The sequence below is a fragment of the Celeribacter neptunius genome (assembly GCF_900113955.1).
Taxonomy (GTDB): domain Bacteria; phylum Pseudomonadota; class Alphaproteobacteria; order Rhodobacterales; family Rhodobacteraceae; genus Celeribacter; species Celeribacter neptunius.
The window spans coordinates 102,753-122,768 of sequence record NZ_FORH01000006.1 but is presented as its reverse complement, the minus strand read 5'-3'; the positions used below and the strand labels follow the sequence as shown (position 1 = coordinate 122,768).

At 63.4% G+C, this 20,016-nt stretch carries 17 protein-coding genes; 5 read left to right on the top strand and 12 right to left on the bottom strand.

Annotated features, from left to right (window positions below; translation table 11 throughout):
* Positions 1-7 precede the first annotated feature (7 nt).
* The 5 genes from BM151_RS15025 to BM151_RS15005 all read right to left on the bottom strand — a co-directional run bounded on the left by BM151_RS15025 (position 8) and on the right by BM151_RS15005 (position 6,854).
* Positions 8-685: a GntR family transcriptional regulator gene (locus BM151_RS15025; protein ID WP_281245319.1), complete on the bottom strand. Its 678-nt coding sequence runs from the start codon at positions 683-685 to the stop codon at positions 8-10.
* Between the two features lie 226 nt (positions 686-911).
* Positions 912-1,616, bottom strand: coding sequence for a TetR/AcrR family transcriptional regulator (locus BM151_RS15020; protein WP_090061563.1), 705 nt, complete (start codon positions 1,614-1,616; stop codon positions 912-914).
* Positions 1,613-4,696 (bottom strand): efflux RND transporter permease subunit, encoded by a 3,084-nt coding sequence (locus BM151_RS15015; protein WP_090061562.1) that lies wholly within the window; start codon positions 4,694-4,696, stop codon positions 1,613-1,615. The genes BM151_RS15020 and BM151_RS15015 overlap by 4 nt, the downstream gene beginning before the upstream one ends.
* Entirely contained in the window at positions 4,693-5,787 is a 1,095-nt protein-coding gene (locus BM151_RS15010) for an efflux RND transporter periplasmic adaptor subunit (protein WP_090061561.1), read from the bottom strand. Before BM151_RS15010 ends, BM151_RS15015 begins: the two co-directional genes overlap by 4 nt.
* Complete coding sequence (locus tag BM151_RS15005) at positions 5,784-6,854, bottom strand: efflux RND transporter periplasmic adaptor subunit (protein ID WP_177213172.1); 1,071 nt, start codon at positions 6,852-6,854, stop codon at positions 5,784-5,786. The genes BM151_RS15010 and BM151_RS15005 overlap by 4 nt, the downstream gene beginning before the upstream one ends.
* A gap of 485 nt (positions 6,855-7,339) precedes the next feature.
* Here BM151_RS15005 and hemP point away from each other — a divergent pair, with 485 nt between their 5' ends.
* Positions 7,340-7,501, top strand: coding sequence for a hemin uptake protein HemP (gene hemP / locus BM151_RS15000; RefSeq protein WP_090061559.1), 162 nt, complete (start codon positions 7,340-7,342; stop codon positions 7,499-7,501).
* A gap of 195 nt (positions 7,502-7,696) precedes the next feature.
* On the opposite strand, the gene BM151_RS14995 is transcribed toward hemP, so the two are convergent.
* A complete protein-coding gene (locus tag BM151_RS14995) occupies positions 7,697-9,463 on the bottom strand; it encodes a PQQ-dependent methanol/ethanol family dehydrogenase (RefSeq protein WP_090061558.1) in 1,767 nt (588 codons plus the stop codon).
* Positions 9,464-9,672: 209 nt separating this feature from the next.
* Here BM151_RS14995 and BM151_RS14990 point away from each other — a divergent pair, with 209 nt between their 5' ends.
* Positions 9,673-10,662, top strand: a complete 990-nt coding sequence (locus BM151_RS14990) for an ABC transporter substrate-binding protein (protein WP_090061557.1) — start codon at positions 9,673-9,675, stop codon at positions 10,660-10,662.
* An 8-nt stretch (positions 10,663-10,670) separates the two neighbouring features.
* Positions 10,671-11,330, top strand: coding sequence for an ABC transporter ATP-binding protein (locus tag BM151_RS14985; RefSeq protein WP_090061556.1), 660 nt, complete (start codon positions 10,671-10,673; stop codon positions 11,328-11,330).
* Between the two features lie 34 nt (positions 11,331-11,364).
* On the opposite strand, the gene BM151_RS14980 is transcribed toward BM151_RS14985, so the two are convergent.
* From BM151_RS14980 to BM151_RS14965, 4 genes are all read right to left on the bottom strand, one after another.
* Complete coding sequence (locus BM151_RS14980) at positions 11,365-11,751, bottom strand: c-type cytochrome (RefSeq protein WP_090061555.1); 387 nt, start codon at positions 11,749-11,751, stop codon at positions 11,365-11,367.
* A gap of 163 nt (positions 11,752-11,914) precedes the next feature.
* On the bottom strand, positions 11,915-12,499 hold the full coding sequence (locus tag BM151_RS14975) for a tetratricopeptide repeat protein (protein ID WP_090061554.1): 585 nt from the start codon (positions 12,497-12,499) through the stop codon (positions 11,915-11,917).
* A 232-nt stretch (positions 12,500-12,731) separates the two neighbouring features.
* Entirely contained in the window at positions 12,732-13,712 is a 981-nt protein-coding gene (locus tag BM151_RS14970; protein ID WP_090061553.1) for a YVTN family beta-propeller repeat protein, read from the bottom strand.
* A gap of 1 nt (position 13,713) precedes the next feature.
* Positions 13,714-14,919 (bottom strand): ABC transporter substrate-binding protein, encoded by a 1,206-nt coding sequence (locus BM151_RS14965; protein ID WP_245781228.1) that lies wholly within the window; start codon positions 14,917-14,919, stop codon positions 13,714-13,716.
* A gap of 167 nt (positions 14,920-15,086) precedes the next feature.
* Between BM151_RS14965 and pedF the strand changes: the two genes are divergently transcribed.
* Positions 15,087-15,761 carry a cytochrome c-550 PedF gene (gene pedF / locus BM151_RS14960; RefSeq protein WP_090061551.1) on the top strand — a complete coding sequence of 225 codons (675 nt, stop codon included), beginning with the start codon at positions 15,087-15,089 and terminating at the stop codon, positions 15,759-15,761.
* A 12-nt stretch (positions 15,762-15,773) separates the two neighbouring features.
* Positions 15,774-16,697, top strand: a complete 924-nt coding sequence (locus BM151_RS14955) for a substrate-binding periplasmic protein (protein ID WP_090061550.1) — start codon at positions 15,774-15,776, stop codon at positions 16,695-16,697.
* Between the two features lie 249 nt (positions 16,698-16,946).
* Here the strand turns inward: BM151_RS14955 and BM151_RS14950 are convergent, their stop codons facing one another.
* Entirely contained in the window at positions 16,947-17,822 is an 876-nt protein-coding gene (locus BM151_RS14950; protein ID WP_090061549.1) for an FAD:protein FMN transferase, read from the bottom strand.
* Complete coding sequence (locus BM151_RS14945) at positions 17,819-19,942, bottom strand: 4Fe-4S binding protein (protein WP_090061548.1); 2,124 nt, start codon at positions 19,940-19,942, stop codon at positions 17,819-17,821. The genes BM151_RS14950 and BM151_RS14945 overlap by 4 nt, the downstream gene beginning before the upstream one ends.
* Between the last annotated feature and the right edge of the window lie 74 nt (positions 19,943-20,016).

Below are 20,016 nucleotides of genomic sequence, written 5' to 3'. Positions count from 1 at the left end.
GGCCCGGTCAGCCCAAAGCGTCTTTCAGAGACGTCGGCACCGAGGGACGATCGCTCAAATCGAGCGAGGTCAGGAGATCGAGCAGATGTTCCTTCATCGCCTGCTCCGCCGCCTCGGCATCGTGACGTTCCAGCGCCCTGAGCAGCAGATCATGGGCATGGCTTTCACAAAGCGCAGCGCGGCGCTGCCAATAGAGCGCGATGATGAGCGAGGAGCGCGACACGAGCTGCGCGATAAAATCGGCGATCGTGGTCTGGTCGGCGATCCGGGCAATTTCGATATGGAACTGGCCGGACAGATTCAGCGCCCGACCGGCATCGCCCTGGGCGAGCGCCGCGTGTTCCTCCTCGATATGGCCTTGCAGGATGGCGACATCTTCCGGCCCGCAGCGCAGCGCGGCGGAATGTGCCGTGCGCGGCTCCAGCAGGGCACGGGTCTCGAACACCTCGCGGGCCTCGCGCACTGTCGGCTGCGCCACATAGGCGCCGCGATTGCGTTTCAGCTCGACCAGATGTTCATGCGCCAGATGTTGCAGCGCGGCCCGCACCACGGTGCGGCTGACGCCATAGATCTCGCCCACCTCGTCTTCGCTCAGCTTCATGCCCGGCGCGAGACGATGTTCGTGAATCGCCATCGCCAGACTGTTCGCAACCTTCGCGCTGCCCTGTCCGAGAGCCTCCGTCACACCAAGCCCACCTTTCCACGCCTCCGGCATCCGTCACCGGTATCGACCCAATGTCCGGCCCCGGTGAAGATTGGCAAGCCTCGCACGGCGGGCAAACCGCATACGAGGCCGTATACGAAACCCGCGCATAAGAAATGCACCTTCATATACGGGATGCACAATCGGCAGGCACAGGTTGTCTGACCGACAGCCGGGGCCAAAGCCCCCTGCGGCGCCTTCCTCCGCCCTACGGCTGCGACGGCCGCCAGGTGGCATTGCCGCGCGCCAACAGGCTGTCTTCCGGCACGTGCGGCGTCGCGATCGGATCGGCCGCGACCTCGGCGGCGAGGTCATAACTCACACCGAACACCCGCAGCATCGCCGCGACGAAAGCCGCAACATCGACCTCTTCGCCGGATTTCAGACGGCGCAGCAGCGCGCTTGTCCCCGTTTCCAGAAGATCATAGACCAGCGCCTCCGGCACCGGACGAAAAGCGCCCTCCTCGATCCCCGCGGCCAGGAAATTCGGCGCGGTTTCCCGCAGCATCTCGGCGAAACTGTAGCTGTGCCGCCCGAGCCGGGCAGTAAATTCGAGAAACATCCGGTTCTGTCGCGCCACGGCAATAAAGGCGTGAATGCCCTGCGCCACCCGGGCCGGCGCCGGACGGTCGTAATCGACGGCATCCTTGACCAGAAGCATGACCTCACGCCCGAGCGCCACACGCGCCGCCTCACGCACCCCTTCGATCGTATCGAAGTAATTGTAGAAAGTGCCGCGAGAGACGCCGGCGCGCTGCACCACATGGTCGATCACCGTGCCGTTGAGCCCACGCTCGGCAAAGACCAGGATCGCCGCCTTGATCAGCTTATCCTCGGTCTTGCGCCGCCGCGCCTGGCCGATCCGGGTGCGGTGATCCACGACGTCTCTCGTCTGTTTGCCGCAATCCGTCATGCCGTCCTCCCTTTTTCCGGCCCACTCTCGGCTCTGTCATCTGGCCCGTTCTCAGGTCTCACCCGGAAGACGAGGCAATAGAGCGCGGGGGCAAAGAGCAAAGTGATCAGCGTGCCCGCGACGATCCCGCCCATCATCGCATAGGCCATCGGCCCCCAGAACACCTGATGCGAGATCGGGATCAGCGCCAGAGAGGCCGCTGCCGCCGTCAACAGGATCGGACGCGCCCGGCTGTCGGACGCCTCGAACACCGCCTCCCAACGGGATTTTCCATCGGCCCTGAGATCCTCGATCGCCTGAATGAGGATGATCGAGTTGCGGATCAGGATGCCGACGAGGGCCAGGACGCCCAGCAGCGCGACGAAGCCCATCGGCGCCGAAGCCGAGAGCAGTGAGGCGACAACCCCGATCAGCCCCAGCGGCGCGACCGCCATGACCACGAACATCAGCCGGAAGCTCTGCACCTGAATCATCGTCAGGGTGAGCATGATCAGCACCATGATCGGCATCACCGCCATGATCGGCCCCTGGCTTTCGGCGCTGCTTTCCACCGTGCCGCCGACCTCGACCATGTAGCCGCGCGGCAGGCTCTCGGCGAATTCCGCCACCCTGGGGGCGAGATCGTTGACAAGGGTCGCCGGCAGATCCGCACTGGCAATCGCCGCTTTCACCGTGATCACCGGCGCGCGGTCCTCCTGACGAATGAGCGGCTGTTCGGTCACCCAGTCGAGTGTCGCAATCGAGGACAACGGGATCGAGACCCCCTCAGTATTGGCGAATTGCAGGCTTTCGAGCGCCGACAGGGTCTTGCGATCGGTTTCGGCGCCGCGAATCTCGACATTGATCAGATCGCCGTCATCACGCAGCTGGGTCACAGTCGAGCCTTCGAACAGCGAGGCGAGAAGCCCCGCGACATCCGATTGCGTCAATCCGAGCTGGCGCAGCCGCGCCTGATCGAGATCGACCTGAACCACCCGGCTCGGCTCGTTCCAATCGAGCGTGATGGCACTCAGCCGCTCGTCCCCGGCAATCGTCGCCGCCAGGTCCCGGGCATGATCGCGCAACTCGGCATAGTCCGGCCCGGAAATCCGGTATTGCACCGGTTTGCCGACCGGCGGGCCAAGCTCGAAACTCTTCGGATAGAATTCGCTGCCGGGCTGCGCCGCGGAATAGTCTCGCACCTTGGCGATCAGCCGGTCGCGCGCCTCGAAATCCGACGTCATGATCAGAAGCTGCCCGATGTTCGGCCCCGGTGTCAGGGTCTCGAGCGTCAGGACCACCCGTGGCGCACCGACACCGACATAGGTGGTCCAGTATTCCGCCTCTTCCTGATCCGCCAGCCAGCTCTCGAAACCGGCGATCGCGCTGTCGGTGGCATAGATGCTGGCATTCTGGCGTAGGGTCACGTCGACCACCACCTCCGGCCGGTCGGAGTTCGGGAAGAATTGCTGTTCCACCTTGCTCATGCCGACCACGGAAACCCCGAAGACCGCGAGGGTGAGCACCACAGTCAGGAGCTTGAAACGCATCGCCTGGCGCAACAACCCGTGGAACCGGCGGCGCAGCCAGCCCGGCTCGCCATGTTCGTGTTTCCATTTCTTCGGCAGGAAGGTCGCGCCCAGCACCGGGGCAAAAAGCACCGCGACGATCCAGCTCAGCACCAGTGAAATGGCGATCACATAGAACAGCGTGCGGGTATATTCGCCGGCCTGCGAACTGTTGAGCCCGATCGGGATGAACCCGGCGGTGGTGATCAGCGTGCCGGTGAGCATCGGCCAGGCAATCGTCGTCCAGGCGTAAGATGCCGCCTTGCGTCGGCTTTCGCCCCGCTCCAGCCGCGAGATCATGGTTTCGATGGCGATCATCGCATCATCGACCAGAAGCCCCAGCGCGATGATCAGCGCCCCCAGTGAGATCCGTTGCAAGGTGATGCCCAGCATCTCCATGAACACAAAGGTCAGGGCGAGCACCAGCGGAATGGTCAGGCTGACGACAAAGCCCGCGCGCATGCCGAGCGAGACGAAGCTGACTCCCAGGACGATGACAATCGCCTCGACCAGCGCCTTGATGAAATGCCCGACGGATTCCTCGACCACATAGGGCTGATCCGCAACGTGGTGGACATCGATGCCGATGGGCAAGAGCGCGGTCTGTTCCGCCATGGTCGCACCCAGAGCCTCGCCGAAGCCGAGGATATTGCCGCCCTCGCGCATGCCGATCTTGAGCCCGATGGCCGGTTCCCCCTTGTAGCGGAACAGCTCGCCGGGCGGATCGTCATAGCCCATGCTGACCTCGCCGATATCCGCGAGGGTGAAGAACACATCCCCCGAGCGCAAGGGCGCCTGCGACAGCGCCTCCACCGTGTCGAACTGACCGGTGACACGCAGCAGGATGTTTTCCCCTTCGGTCGAGATCATCCCCGAAGGCACGATGGCGTTTTGCGCCGAGAGCGAAGAGAGCACAGCCTGGGCATCCAGACCGAAAGCTGCGAGGCGCCGGGCCGAGAATTCCAGATGGATGACCTGATCGCGGGTGCCGAAAAGCTCCACCTTGCCGGCATCGTCGAGCGCCTGCACCACGTCGCGGATATCCTCGACATAGTCTTTTACCTCTTCCGGCCGAAACCCGTCCGAGGTGAAGGCATAGAGCGTCCCGAACACGTCGCCGAAATCGTCATTGAAGGCAAAGCCCTGAAACTCCTGCGGGAACTCGCCCTGAATATCCGACATCATCTGTCGCACCCGGATCCACGAGGGCGTGATCTGATCATTTGCGACATCGTCGCGCAGATCGACATAGACCATGGCGATGCCCGGATAGGTCACCGAGCGGGTGCCATCGAGCGTCGGCAGCTCCTGCAACTTGCGCTCGATCCGGTCGGTGACCTGACGCACGGTTTCCTCGGCGGTGGCACCGGGGAGGCTAGCGCTGACCACCATGGTGCGGATGGTGAAGGACGGGTCCTCCTCGCGGCCCAGACGCATGTAGCTCAGCGCGCCAGCCAGCACGGCGACGATCATCAGAAACCAGATGAAGGAGCGATGCCCCAGCGCCCAGTCGGACAAGTTGAACCCTTTCATGGCTGACGCTCCCCGATCTCTTGCCCGTCTTGCAACATATGGACGCCGCGGGTGACGATTTCCGTGCCCGGCTCTACGCCCTGGGTGATCACCACCCGATCTCCAATCTCCGCGCCCAGTTCGACCGGGGTGAACACCACATGACGAGCGCCATCAGAGGCCGCGACCCGCCAGACGCCCGGCGCCGCATCGCTGCCCGCAATCGCGGTTTTCGGCAGGGTCGTCACCGGCGCGGCGTCGCTGTCGTAACGGGCCGAGATCAGCGTGCCGATACGGTAGTCTTCCGGCGGATCGATCAGAGCCAGACGAAGACGACGGGTCTCCAGGCTGGTGTCGGCGATGGGTTCCATCAGCGTCAACCGCGCCGAGACCGGCGGCACACCGATGGCCCGGTGCTGCACGATGAACGCGGCATTCTCCGGGATCACCTGAGCAAAGCTCTCGGGCACATCGATGATCGCCTCACGGCCCAGCGGATCGGCCATTTCGAGCACGCCGACCCCCGGGCTCACCAGGGTGCCCGGTTCCACATCCGTGCTCAGAATGATGCCGTCGCGCGGCGCGACGAGCTGACCATAGCGGGCGGCTTCCTCGGCCTGGGCCAGATCGGCCCGCGCGCTCAGCGCCTTGGCCGCAGTGGCGATACGATTGGCGCGGGCGGCCTCGATCTGGGCCGTGGTCGCGACATCGCGGGCCAGAAGCGTCTCGACCCGCTCATATTGGCTCAGCGCGAAATCGGCCTGGGCCTGGGCCGCGGACACCGCCGCCTCGGCAACATCGACATCCTGCGCCAGCGTGATCTGATCCAAGGTCGCCAAGACCTGACCCTTGGTGACCCGTTCGCCCGCCTCGACATCCAGCGTCGCCAGCCGGCCACTGGTCTGGAACGCCAGCGCCGAGACATCCTGTCCCCGGATCACGCCGGAGAACTGCCGCTGCACCGCTGGATCGGCGGACAGGAATTCGGAGATCACCGGACGCGGGGTCCGGCTCTCGGCCGTGGCCGTCTCTTCGGCCAGCCCCGGCAAGGCCAGACCTGTCACAAGCAGACCTGTCACGAGCAAGGCTGAGGCTCGGGAAACCTTGATCATTCTGTGCCCTCCGCGGGTTGCAAGGGCTGGACCTTCCGCCCGTCGTAGAGAAGGTGCGAACCGGCCGCGACGACCCTGTCACCCGGCGCCAAACCCTCCGCGATGGAGACCACTTCATCGGTGTAGATGCTGATGCGCACGGGATGCAGCGTGACCGTATTCGTCGCCGGGTCGACCAGCCAGACGGCGGGGCCGTCGGCATTGGCGCTGAGCACCTCCCAGGGCAGCGCGATCTGATCGACCGTCGACAGGCTGGCGCGCCCGGTAATCGAGGCCCCAAGGGGGATCTGCCCCGCCAGGTCGGCCGGAATATCGGCGTGGATTTCCACCGTGCCGGTCTCCGTCAGAACCGGCAGGACCTCGGACACCGTGGTCGAGAACGATCCCATGGAACCGCTCGGATCGAGCACAATCTCATGGCCGCGCATGTCCGAAAGCCCGGCGGCATCCGGGGCGAGAAACACCGCCTGCCGCTTGCCTTCCGGGGCGAGCTCCACCACCGCAGTGCCGGCGGAGACCACCTCGCCGAAATCGGCGAATTTCTCGGTGACGATCACATCCTGTTCCGCGCTCAGCACCGTGTCCTCGAGCGCCTGTTGCGCGGTTTCCAACAGGGCGGTCGCCTGATCCCGGCTGGCGGCGGCTTCGAGATAGGCCTGCTCGGCCTCGTCATATTGCGCCTGCGTGCCGACCCCTCGGGTCAACATGTTCCTGGTCCGGTCGCGGGCCTGTTCGGCCTGAACCAGAGCCGCTTCGGCGGCGTTGAGATTGGCACGAGCGGCATCGAGCGCGGCGCGCACATTGGTGGCATCGATCCGGGCGATGACCTCACCGGCCGCGACAAAGCGTCCGGCATCCGCATCGAGAAAGTTGATCTGACCACCGTTGCGAAACGAGGCCGGAAAGCTCTTGGTCGCCTCGACCGAGCCAACCAGACTCAATTGCCGGATCAGCGGCGCGGGCGTGGCGACAATCATTTCGACCTTGAGCGGCGCCTCCGCAAAGCCCGGGAATGGCAGGATGACCAGCCCCAGAAAGCCGAATATCTTTCGAGAAGTGATGTTCATATACCTGTCCAAACTATACCTGAGATGGCGGACAAACCGTCTCTTCCGAGACTTAACCGAAATTAACCTGTTTCGTAATGACATTTTTGTCAATATTGAATATTGCCCTGCGAGTTTCCGGCGAAATCATGATATTTCTCAATTTTTTTCGTAAGTTATAAAATACATTCCAAATGTCGTACCGTGCCATTTGTCACCTGAGGCTTCAGATTCGGCGACGGTCCGCACCGCCTTCTGCGCGATGAATCAGGCAAAATTCAGGATGTCCGGCCCGAAAGGGCGCCAAAATCAAAACGCGGTCGCAATGCCGCACATAATAGTTGACGAAAACAATCGGAAATATTAGCCTGGCCATATTCAGCTCTCCGGAGCATGACCACGATTTCAACGCACGATCCCTGGCAAGCAAAGGCGTCCCGCCCAGCCAGTCTTGGTGATCCCGACGCGTGCCAAACGCGACAGACCACAAGGCCAAAGGCACCAAAATGAACGCATATGTGACCACGATCTCCTCCGATTCCCGACAACTTCCACCGCTCGACGCCCGCAGCCTGATCGCCGAAGGCACGACCCGGGCCATCGATCTCGACGGTCAGATCTACACCCTGCGCATCACCCGCGCCGGCAAGCTGATTCTAACCAAATGACACGCGCCCGGACATTGCGGACGATGCCGGCAACACTGTCACGCGGCCTGCGCGACTGCCGCACGGCGCTGCGTTTCATCTCATCGCTGTCGCGACAGGGATGAGCGCCCCGCTTCAATCGCCAAATCTGCACGCGTAAACCCCGGCACATCCATGCCGGGGCTCTGAGTTTCAGGTACCTTCCGGTCGCTCGGATCAGTTGGCCATGGCCAGCTGTTTCGGCAGTTTGAAGGTCCAGACGGTGCCACCCTGGTTGAGGTAGTTCACCTTCTTGGCCACTTCACCGCCCCAGAGCGGCACCGCACCGCCCCAGCCGGAGACGATCGAAACATATTGTTCGCCATCCATCTCGTAGGTGATCGGCTGGCCGACGATGCCGGAACCGGTCTGGAACGACCAAAGCTTTTCACCGGTTTCATCGTCGAGCGCGATGAATTCACCCTCGGGCGTGCCGAAGAACACCAGACCGCCGGCGGTGGTCATCACCCCGCCCCAGAGCGGCGCGTCGTTCTTGTAGTTCCAGCGCACTTCGCCACTATCCGGATCAATGGCTTTCAGAGAGCCGATATGATCTTCGAAGATCGGCTTGATGGTGAAACCGGCGCCGAGATAGGCCGCGCCTTTCTTGTAGGAAATCGGTTCGTTCCAGATGTCCATGCCCCATTCGTTCGAAGGCACGTAGAAATTGCCCGTGTGCTGGGAATAGGCCATCGGCATCCAGTTCTTGCCACCCAGGAAGGACGGCACGGCAAAGACCATCTCGCCCTTTTCGGCCTCGAGCGGATTGCCCGGACGGTTGTCCTCGTTGTAGATCGGGCGACCGTTCTCATCGATGCCCTCGGCCCAGGTGATGTCCTCGACGAAAGGTGTGGCGGAGACGAATTTGCCGTCTTCACGGTTCAGCACGTAGAAGAAGCCGTTGCGGTCGGCGGTGGCAAAGCGCTTGTTGCCCGCGCGGTCGGTATAGGCCACGACCTCGTTCACCCCGTCAAAGTCCCAGCCCTCGCGCGGCGTGGTCTGGAAGTGCCATTTGATCTCGCCATTCTCCGGGTTGATACCGATCCGCGACGCGGCATAGAGGTTGTCGCCGGTGTTGCCTTCGGTCGGGGCGCCGGCGTTGCGCAGATGCGAATTCCACGGCGCCGGGTTGCCCGCGCCGAACACCAGCGTGTCGGTCTCGGCATCATAGGACCCGCCGAGCCAGGTGGCGCCGCCACCGGTCTTCCACATGTCGCCCGGCCAGGTGGCGTTGAGCGTACCGGTCATGGTGCTCTCTTCGCCCTTGTAGGTGCCCATGTGGCCCTCGATCACCGGACGGGTCCAGACAAGCTCGCCGGTCTCGGCGTCGCGCGCCTGCACTTCGCCGACGATGCCGAACTCACCGCCGGAGTTGCCGGTGATCACCAGACCGTTCACGATCAAGGGCGCCGCCGTGTAGGAATAGCCGGCCTTGTAATCGGCGATCTTCTTGCGCCATTTCACGTCGCCGGTCTTCAGGTCCAGCGCCACGATCCGCGCATCCAGCGTGCCGAAATAGAAATTGTCGCCATAGATCGCGCCGCCGCGGTTGATCACATCGCAACAGGGAAGAATGCCTTCCGGCAGGCGGGCATCATATTGCCACAGTTCCTTGCCGCTCTTCAGATCGATGGCATAGACCCGGCTGTAGGACCCGGTGATATACATCACCCCGTCGTGCACCAGCGGCTGGGTTTCCTGACCGCGCTGTTTTTCGCCGCCGAGGCTGAAGGCCCAGGCCGGCACGAGATTTTCGACATTGTCCTTGTTCAGCGTGGCGATCGGCGAGTAGCGTTGCAGACTGCGCCCCATGCCGTTGGTGAGCACGTCGCCCGGCGTCGTCGCGTCGTTCAGCAGATCCGCTTCGGTCACCCCCGCGAGGGTGCCCTGTGCGAATCCCAGCGCGAGAATGGCCGCGCTCGCGGCGGTGACAAACCTATTCATGTGATTTCCTCCCATTGTGGACTTTCCGCGACTCGACCGGTCCCGGCGGCCACGTTCAAAGCCCTCATATGATCGACGCAGGGCCGCGCGCTCCGAAATTGGCCATTGGTCGTAATTCCCATGCGACCCGCCCCTATTCGGCCCCTCCTTTGGTCGTATTTCGCGCACGGGGACTCTGCGCCAAGCTTTGAGGCCAGGGAGGACGACATATGACCAGATTCACGAAAGGCCTGATGGCCCTGACCGCCGCCGCATCTTTGACCGGCCTCATCGCGGGATCGGCTCAGGCCGAAGACCTGCCGACGCTCAAGGCCGCGCTCTATATGTCCGGCACGGTGGCCTGGGAAGTGGAGACGATCAAACAGAACCAGTTCGATCAGGCGCATGGGTTCGAGCTCGAGACCATGGATGTCGCCGGCAGCCCCGCCTCCCGTGTTGCCCTGGCGGCGGGCGAGGTCGATATGATCGTCGCCGACTGGCTCTGGGTCGCGGCCCAGCGCGCCAGCGGCAAGGACTATGTCTTTGTCCCCTATTCCAAGGCCGTTGGCGGGCTTTATGTGCCCGAGGACAGCCCCGCGCAGAGCCTCGCCGACCTGAAAGGCGGCAAGATCGGCATTGCCGGCGGGCCGAATGACAAGAGCTGGCTGATCCTGCGCGCCTATGCCGAGCAGGCAACCGGTCAGGATCTGGCCGGCGACACGGAACAGGTGTTCGGCGCGCCGCCGCTGATTTTCAAATCCGCGCTCTCCGGCGAGTTGGACGGGGCGATCAATTTCTGGCATTTCGGAGCAAAGATGGAGGCTGCGGGCATGCGGCTTCTGGCCTCGACCTCGGAGGCGGCCGTGGCGCTTGGCCTCAATCCGGACACACCGCTTCTGGGCTATGTCATGCGTGGCGAGGTGGTGAGAGACCACCCGGAGCTGGTCGAGGGGCTGATCGCCGCCTCGCGCGAGGCCAAGGATCTTCTGGCGTCCGATGACGCCGCTTGGGAGCAGCTGCGCGATCGCATGCGGGTCAAGAATGACGCCCAGTTCGAGGCGTTGAAAGCCGGCTGGATCGCCGGCATCCCGGCCCCCGGTCCGGTCTCCGAAGAGGATGCGGCAAAGATGCTGGCGATCATGGCCTCTCTGGGTGGTGAAGCGCTGGTCGGCAAGGCCACCAGCCTGCCCGAGGGCCTGTTCTACAAACCCGCCTCCTGAGGCTGGGGATGACCGCCATCGGGCATATCGCTTTGCACCCCCCGCTCGACAAAGCAACGGAGACGCTGCGCGAGAGCCGCCTTCTTTCACTGCGTCTGGAGCGGGCCCGGTACGGGCGCGCCACGGTGCTCGGCCCTCTGGCCTTCGACATCCTGCCGCGCGAGACCGTCGCCATCACCGGCCCCTCCGGGGTCGGTAAATCCACGCTCTTGCGGGTGATCGCCGGGTTGCATCGCGACTTCACCGGCACGGTGCAGCGCCCCGGGAGAATGGCCGTGGTGTTTCAGGACCCAACGTTGCTGCCGTGGCGCACGGCGCGGGACAATATCACCCTGGTGACGCGGTGCACAAACGACGCGGCGCAACAGTGGCTCGCGGCAGTCGGCCTGTCAGAGAGGGCCGAACATTTCCCGACCCAGCTCTCGCTCGGACAACAGCGCAGGCTCGCACTCGCCCGTGCCTTCGCCACAGAGCCTGAACTCTTGCTGATGGACGAACCTTTCGTCTCGCTCGACGCGGAACTGGCCGATGAGATGATGACCCTGTTCGAAGAGTTGCGGGCCCGGACCCGGGTCACCACGCTCCTGGTGACGCATTCGGACCACGAGGCAACACGGCTCGCCGCGCGACAATTGCGCCTCGCGGGGCAGCCCGCCCGGCTCCAGTGAGACGGGCGCGGCCTGGCCGGTCACTCTGCCAATCTTACTGAGAAATCGACGCCAGATAGGTGACGATGAAATCCTGCACCGTCGGGTCGGTCACACCCACGTGGCGCATTTTCGTACCCGGCACCAGGCCGTCATTGTCCTCCATCCAGGCGCGGATCGCGCCTTTGGTCCAGGTGAAGCCGGCATTGGCCAGCGCGTCGGAATAGGGGTAGCCCTCGAAGGACCCCGCCTTGCGCCCGATCACCCCGTTCAGGAGCGGGCCGTAGCTGGCGCGATCGGCATCTACCGAATGGCAGCGATGGCATTCCTTGTCGAAAAGCGAGGCGCCCGCCTCGATCTTGATCGCATCATATTCTCCCGCCAGGGCGGCGGCCGCGAAAAGGGTGGGGATCATGGCGAGTGCGAATTGTCTGGCTTTCATAGCTGTCTCCTTTGGCGCGCTACCTGTCTCATCTGTCACGAGTCAACATCGCGCCAATCCCCTTCCGCCATGTTGATTTACCTCAACAAAGCCCCCCGACATTGGTCGCAGAGACCCTACGACTTTGGTCGTAGTTTCTGGACTTTGTGGGCGGGGCAACGGCTCAGAACAGTTTCTGATAGCGCCATTCGTCGGCATCGGGCGTGACCTCGTCGAGATCGTAATCCGCGCTCTGCAGCCTCTGTGCGATCGCCAGCCCGTCGCGCGCCGCCTCATCGACGAGGGCGCGCCCGGCCTCTTCGTCCTGTGCCACGCCCCAGCCGCGCATGAGATCGAGCCCGCGGTTGAACTTGCCCACCGGATCGCCCGCCTCGGCGGCACGGCGGTTCCATTCGCTCGCGGCTTCGAGATCCTGCGGCGCCCCCAGCCCGTTGTCCTCAAGTTGGCTCATCCAGGTCATCGCCCCGGTCCAGCCTTCGTCGGCACAGCGTTCGAACAATTCGCGGGCCAGCGCATGACGTCCGGATTTGGTCAGAAGATAACCTTGGGAACAGATCACCATGCCGGTGTCGCCGTCGCGGATCTGATCCATCAGATGCGCCATGGACATTTCATGCGGGTTGAGCGTACCGTCCTCGGTCACCTCGGTGTCCTCCCCCGGAGTCATTGCCAGATCCTCGGCCCAAAGCGGTGCGGTGAGAAATCCGGTCAGAAGCAGAGCGGACAGGTTGCGTGCAGCAGGTTTCATGACAGGTCCTCCTGCGCAAATGCTGCCACAGGCGGACAAATTGCCCCATGCGACCAAGGTCGCGGGTCGCACAGGACCCGAGACCCGACGCGCCCCCAAAGGCGCACCCCCAAAGCGGGACACGGCCCCCACACGGGGAAGCAGCAATGAAAGCTCATCGCAATCCGACTTAAAAATGCATTATTTTGATTTTTTAAGAGATATATGTCGATTTATATTATCTTTTAAAAACCTATGGGCGCATTACCGCGCCCCATGGGAAACGCCCCACCTTGATGGATTGAAGCGCCTTACGGGCGGCGACATCAATCACCGTGACATCACCACTGACACCGTTGGTGGTGAACAGCCGGCGGTGATCGGGACCGAAAGCCATATGCCAGACGCGACGCCCGACGAGGATATATTCCTCGACCTCGAAACGCTCGGTATCGACCACAGCGACATGGTTCGACGGGCCCAGCGCAACAAAGGCGGTTTTCTGATCCGGGGTCAGCTCGAACCCGACCGGCTGGATCAGGTCCGGATGAACCCCTTTGATCTCGAAATGGATCTTTGCCTTTTCACGCTGTGTCGCGGTGTCGAACACGGCAATCGTGCCGCCGATTTCCGACGAGACCCAGAGCTCTGAGCCATCCTTGACGAACTCCGCATGCCGCGGCCGGGCGTCGACCAGCGTATTGGCATAGATCTGACGCGTCTCGGCGTCGATCCAATGCGCCATGCTGGTGGTCTCCGAGGTGGTGATCACCGTCTTGCCATCGGGAGAAATCGCCATGCCCTCCGGTTCAATGCCGACATCGATCTGCGAGACGACCTTGCGCGTCTCCACATCGACCACGGTCGAGACCGCGTCATTCTCATTGGCGATCCAGAGATGGCGGTCATCGGGCGAGAGCACGAATTGCTCCGGGTCTTCGCCAGACGGCAGGTTGTGCAGGATCTCGCCGGTGTCCGGGTCCATCACCTGCACCGCGTCGCTGTCGGAGGCACAGATATAGAGCCGGGTGAAATCGGAATTGAAGGTGATCCCGCGCGGCCGTTCACCGGTCGGGATGGTACGGATCACCTCGAGCGTATCGGCGTCGATCACCGACAGCGTGTCGTCCTTTTCATTGCTGATCCAGATCTCACCAGCCCGGATTTCCCCGGCAAGGAGCGGCGTGACGAGTGCGGCGAGGCAGGTTGAAAGCAGAAGCGTGGCGAATCTCATATCAGTCTCCAAAAGCGGAACAGCGGCTCTCGGCCAGATCGATACCGAGCGTGTCCAGGGGATTGCGGGCATGTTCAAACCCGTCCAGGGGCGCCGAGGCCACCTGAGCATGGGCGTTGACCACCGGGATCGGTTGCCGCATCTGACCGTTCCAATGGCGATAGCTCAGCGGCCGTCCCTGAAACCCGGCCAATTCGAAGGCGTCCGAAAGGATGTAATCACGCAGCTCTGCCGGGTCGGTTTGGCCGAGCCGGGTCACCGCCTCTCCGATCGTGCGCATGGCGGCCCAGGCGGCGTAATCTTCTGGCGTCATCTCCCGCCCGGAAAGATGTTCAAACCGGGATTGCAGCTGCGCCGCGCCCCATTGCTCGACAACCGGGGCCCAGGCGACGGCTTCGAGCCCCGAGGCCCCGGCGACCGGGCGCGGTTGCCATGTGTTATGCTCGATGTAACGGGCAAAATCGCCGTGGGCATCGGCAATGAGCACCACGTCATGGGGTTTGAAGGCTTGGGTCAACAACGGCACTTCCCGGCTGGCGGCGCGTCTGAGATCCGTGTCAAAGCTCCAGCTCGCTTCCGAGACGATCTTGAGCCCGAATTTCTGCACGGATTTACGATAGGTCTCGGCCAGCGCCTTGTCTTGCGGGGTTGGCCCCTCGATCATGGCCAGCTTGTTCCAGCCTTTCGCCAAAAGCACCTGCATGAGCGCATCCGCCTCGATGGCCAAACTGGGAATGGCGTGCAAAAGCTGCGCCCGGCAGGCGCTGTCGCGCAGGGCCGGATCGCGGCTGCCGACATTGAAGAACAGCGTCCCGGCGGGGGCGGCATCGACGATCGCAAGCATGTCCTTTGCCGCCATATCCAGAAGGATCAGATCGTGATCCGCCTCCATCGCCCTGGCGGCCGCGAAAATATCACCGTCGAAGGGCACCGAGATCACCTCGAGCCCATAGTCATGGCCCAGAAACTTGCCTGTGGTGCGATTGTCCCCGAGCGCCAGCTCCGCGCCTTCGATGCCCCGGCGTTCCGGGATCGGGTCGAGATTGGAGAGCACCGCATGAGGCGGGCGTTCGAACCGCAGATAACCGATCGACACGTCGAGCGCCGCCGCGCCCGTCGCCCATGTCGCCCCGATGGTCGCTGCGAGCATCGCGGCCATGCTGGTCATGACGGCCCTCGCCAGAGATGCCCGTGCCATGCCTGTCATCGAAAATCCTCCCTAGGCCCTCAGCCTAAGCACGCAGACCCGGCGCGGAATATTGGACCAAAGTCTCATGGCCCGCTGCCGTTTCCGGATGTCTTTGGGACCAAGGTCTAATGGCGCGCCGTGCAGTCGCAGCGATAGCCTTTTGGGAAACTGTTGGGAGGACCATCATGAAACGCATATCTGCCGCCACGCTTACCGCACTCGTTCTTGCCACTTCCGCCTTCGCCCATGGCGATGTCGCGCCGCAACCGGTCAACACCGACGCCCTGCCCGACGTGGGCGAAGAGTGGCTGAGCGAGAACCCGTACCGAGCGGAGGCGGCCGGCGACGAGGTCTGGCTCAAGGCCATCGAAATCGGATCGTCCGGCTACAACCAGAACTGCGCCCGCTGTCACGGGCTCGGCGTCGTCTCCGGCGGTCTTGCCCCGGATCTGCGTTATCTCGAAGCCGAGGAATATGGTGATGAATGGTTCGTCGAACGGTTCCAGCACGGCATGACCCAGAATGGCATCACCAAGATGCCCGCCTTTGGCGAGATCCTCGGTCAAAAGGCCGGCTGGGCCATCCGCACCTATATCGAGACCCGACCGGATGATGGCGCGCTCGATGACTATCAGACCCGCCTGACGGAGATCCGCGATCACCTCCTGGCGGGAGATCTCGAGAATCCGGAAGGCGTGAAAGAGGAGCTCTCGACCATCGCCTCGCATGTCGAAACCGGCTCCGGCGCCCCGGTCGCGGTCTCGGTGGCGTTCGAAGCGTCACAGGCCATGTCCGACGATCCGGAGACCTGGAAACACGCGGCCGATCTGTTGACCGTCGGCCTATCCGCCACGCATTGAGGGAGGGTTGATATGACCGTCGGGATCTCCAAAACCCCGGCTTCCGTCCTCGCCCTGATGGCCGGTCTCGCATGTGCGGGGCCGGCTTTCGCGCGCTGTGAGGACTATGTGCCGGGACCGAAGCCACAAAACACCGCCGCGCAGGATATCGGCCGTGAGTTCGATGACATCCTCGAATCTGGCTGGATCGAATTCGCCCTCTACGAGGATTTCGCGCCCTGGTCCTACGAGGAGGGTGGCAAAGCCCAAGGCATCGACGTCGAGATCGGCCGGATCATCGCCGAAGATCTCGGAGTCACGCCGAAGTTCCGTCTGGTGCAGGCCGACGAAAACCTCGAGAGCGATCTGCGCAATTACATCTGGAAAGGTGCGGTGATCGGCGGGCGTGTCTCCGACGTGATGCTGCATGTGCCTTACGATTCAAAGCTGACCTGTCGTGTCGAACAGGTGGTCTTCACCGGGCAATATGCGGGTGAAGCGCTGGCCATCGGCTACGACCGTGCCGAGTATCCGGATGGCGGGCCGACACCCGCCTATTTCCGCTACGACACGGTGGCGGTCGAGAATGACAGCCTGCCTGATTTCTATCTCGCCTCGATCGGGCACGGGTCGGTCGCGGAAGCGATTCATCGCTATCCGAACGCGCCGGCGGCGGTGGCGGCGATGATCGAGGGCGAGACCATGGCCTCGATGGCACCGCTGGCGGTGATCGAAGCCGAGATCGAAACGGATCAGGTGGCGGACCGCTTTGCCGTGCACCGCCCGCCGCTACCGGGGCTCGCGCGGACGGAATGGACCGTCGGTGTCGCGGTCGGCATGCAGCACCGGGATCTCGGCTATGCCGTGGATTACGCGATCGAGAAGGCACTTAATGACGGACGGATCGAAGCGATCTTTGCCGCACACGGGCTGAGCTTTCTACCACCGGAGCGGTAGGGCCGGACCGGGGTGGAGGGGCCGCTGAGCGGGACGAAACGAACGTTCGAACCATGTGCAACCGCCCGGAACAGCAACGCAGTTGCCCGGGCGTGCGCCGGACCGTCCCAGCGGTCAGGCGCATTCGAGACCGCGCGCATCGTTCTAATTCTTCTCAGATTTGGCAGGCATAAAGTGCAACGTTCGACAGCTGCAGCGCCTGCCCACGGTCCGGCGCACGCCCTTACATCCCAACGTCCCCCAAGGGGCTCAAATCGTCGTCAGATCACCGGCCTCATCGACCAAAATCACCCGTCTCAGACCCAGCACCTCCTGCACCGTCTCGATCTGTTCGCGGTCCATCAGGCACATGGCGGTCGAACAGGCATCGGCGAGTGCGGCGGAGGCGGCTTCAACCGTCACGGTGGACCAGAGCGGGCGCCCGCCTTTCGGGTGCAGGATATGCGGCGCCCCGCCGATGCGCATACCTTCCGGGCTCGATGTCGCCAGCGCTGCGCCACGTAGACTCACCTGCCCGATGCGACCGGCGGATGGATCGGACAATCCCAGCGTGTAAGGCCCGCCCAGCGCCGCATATTCGCCGATGTTGATCAGGGCCTGATCATAACCCCGCCGCGACAACAATGCCGCGATGCGATCCGTGGCATAGCCCTGGGCAATACCATTGAGGCTGAGCTTTTGCCCCGGCCCGAGCCTTGCACGTCCCAGACCAATTTCGACCTGCGAGAAATCAACCAGATCGCGTGCTGTCCCGGCCTCGGCGCCCAGCGCCAGAGCCTGCCACAGCACCTGGATCGTCGGATCGAACAGGCCCTCGGTGGCCCGGTGTACCCGTCGCGAAATCCGCAGGATCTCTTCCATCTCGATGCTGATCGCGCCTTGCCCGCGGGCGTTCAACTGCTGCAGTTCCGACATCGGCGAGAACAGGGAAAACCGCGCCTCGAGCCCTGCGATCTCGGCCACCACGGCGGCGAGATCCGCCCCGAGCCGATCCACCCGCCCGGTGAGGGCAATCGAAACGTCTGCGCCGAAAGCGCGTCCGGACCAGTGCCGTTCGGTCGCAAATGCGGGATGTGCGCACGCACAGGCCGAGAGCGTGAGAAATCTCCGACGGGTCAGGGTCATGCCGCTTCCTCCTGCCTGTTCCGTGCCCCGCGTTTCGCCGCTAGGATCAGCGGTACGCATTGCCCCGGATCGTCGTGGATGGTCACGCAGTCGAGGCATTGGAAACACTCGTCATATTGGATTTCGCCGGTTTTCCGGATCGCACCATAGGCGCATTTGACCCGGCAAAGCTGGCAAGGGCTGCCACAGGCCTCGCGCCGTTTGATCCAGTCTCGACCACGGAGGAGACCGCCGATCGCCATCACCGCGCCAAGCGGACAAAGATAACGGCAGAACCCCTTGAACAACACCATGGAGAGCAACAGAAGCCCGGCCGCATAGGCGATATAGGGCCAGCTGCGCTGGAAATAGACCGTGACGGCGGTTTTGAACGGCTCGACCTCGGCGGCCTTCTCGGCGTAATCCGGCGCGGCAAAGGCGACAAAGACGAGCCCCGCCAGCATCAGATACTTGAGCTTTTTCAGACGGTGGTCCCAGCGCGCGTTCGGCATGATCTGCGGCAGGCGCAGGCCCCGCCCGAGGTGATGCATCAGTTCCTGCATCGCCCCAAAGGGGCAAAGCCAGCCACAGAACAGCCCGCGCCCCCAGAGAAAAAAGCCAAGGATCGCGACCGCCCAGATCAACAGCGAGAACGGATCGTAAAGCAGGACAGAGAGCGATCCGTCGCCAGAGAGCGCGCGCAGCACGGCCAGCACCGTGACAATCGACAATTGCCCCTGCCCCCACCAGCCGACGAAGGTGACGACAAGCGCCAATATGACCAGACGGTAGCGGGTAAAATACCGCTGCGCGGCGAAACGATTCATCAACGGGCCGAGCAGAACAAGCAGAGCGACGAGCCCGACCGCCAGGACAATCAGATCCGGTTTGCGATTGTGCATCGCCTCGGCCCAGGCGGGCAGAGGCTTGTGCCCTTGCGGGACGATGAAGAAACGCTCGGGTGCGACATAATCCAGGGTGAAATGCCGATCACCGATCTGCGGCTGGAACATGCCATGACGACGCACCGCCTGCAGTTTCAGGGTCCATTCGGTGAGCGGGTCAAATCCCTGCCGCCGGTCGGCCCAGAGGATCATCGCCGTCTCCGTCTCTGGCGGCCCCTCGGCCAGCTCGACCCAGATATCGGCATCGCGCAGCCCCATCGGCAGGCCGCCCTGTTCCGCAGAGAGGCGATCCGGCGCGGTGTTGCGAACGAAATCCGCGGACACCAGCCCATGGCGCCCGGCATCCATCACCAGAAAGGGCTCGGCCTCCGGCGTCACCTCGAGGAAATGCTCCAGCTCCTCGCGGGTCTCTTCGGACAGGGTCGCACGCGCCACCGAAGGCGGGCCGACATCCACCAGCCAGAGATCGAGATAGGCGCCCTCGGGATCGGATTTCGCCTCCGGATCGTCCTCCGCCCAGATCGTGCCGGCAAAAGCCGTGTCGAGCTCGGCATTGCTGACGACCAGTGATCGGGCAATGCCCTGCGCCACCAGATCGGGCCAGGACAGCTCCTCACGGATCTCCGGGTCGGGCCGCGCCGGGGCCTGGGTCTTCATCCCTTTCATCTTGTCGCGCGCCACCGCCAGCGCCGCAGCGAGGATGCTCTCATGCGCGATCCGGACGGAAGCCGTCGCTTTGGTGACCCCGTCGAGATAGGTGAGATCGGAGCCCGCGCCGCCCGCGCCATAGGGCACACCGATCACCAGGCTCTGGGTGATCGACAGGCCGGGATATTGTGTGAGAAACTCGCGAAACGGCGCCTCGCCGAGGCCCGAGACAAAGACCGGTTCGCGCTGCGACAGAAGCTGCAGATCAAGGATCAGCCCCGCCTTGTCCATCATCACCAGCATATCAATCGGCGCGCCGGAGAATCCGGGCAGCGGCGCCAGAGGCCCGGTTTCGAAGACATAGCCGATCTCCGCCCCGCCCGAGTTCAGCAACAGGTAGACACCCTTGGTGCCGAGATCGCCCCCGGCCAGATCGCCAAGCGCATAGGGCGGCATGATCCGGGCTTCGATTTCCGCCCGCGGCAATGGCTCCGGCGCCTCGGCCCAAAGGGCAGCGCAGGACAGGAGCAGGGTCCACGCACTCAGCAGCGCGACGCCCCATCTGGCCAATCGAGATCTCCTCCACATGCCCCCAAGCTATGCCCGCCGCGCGCAACCGGTAATACGACCAAAGTCCAGAGCCTCATTCGACCAGAGGCGCG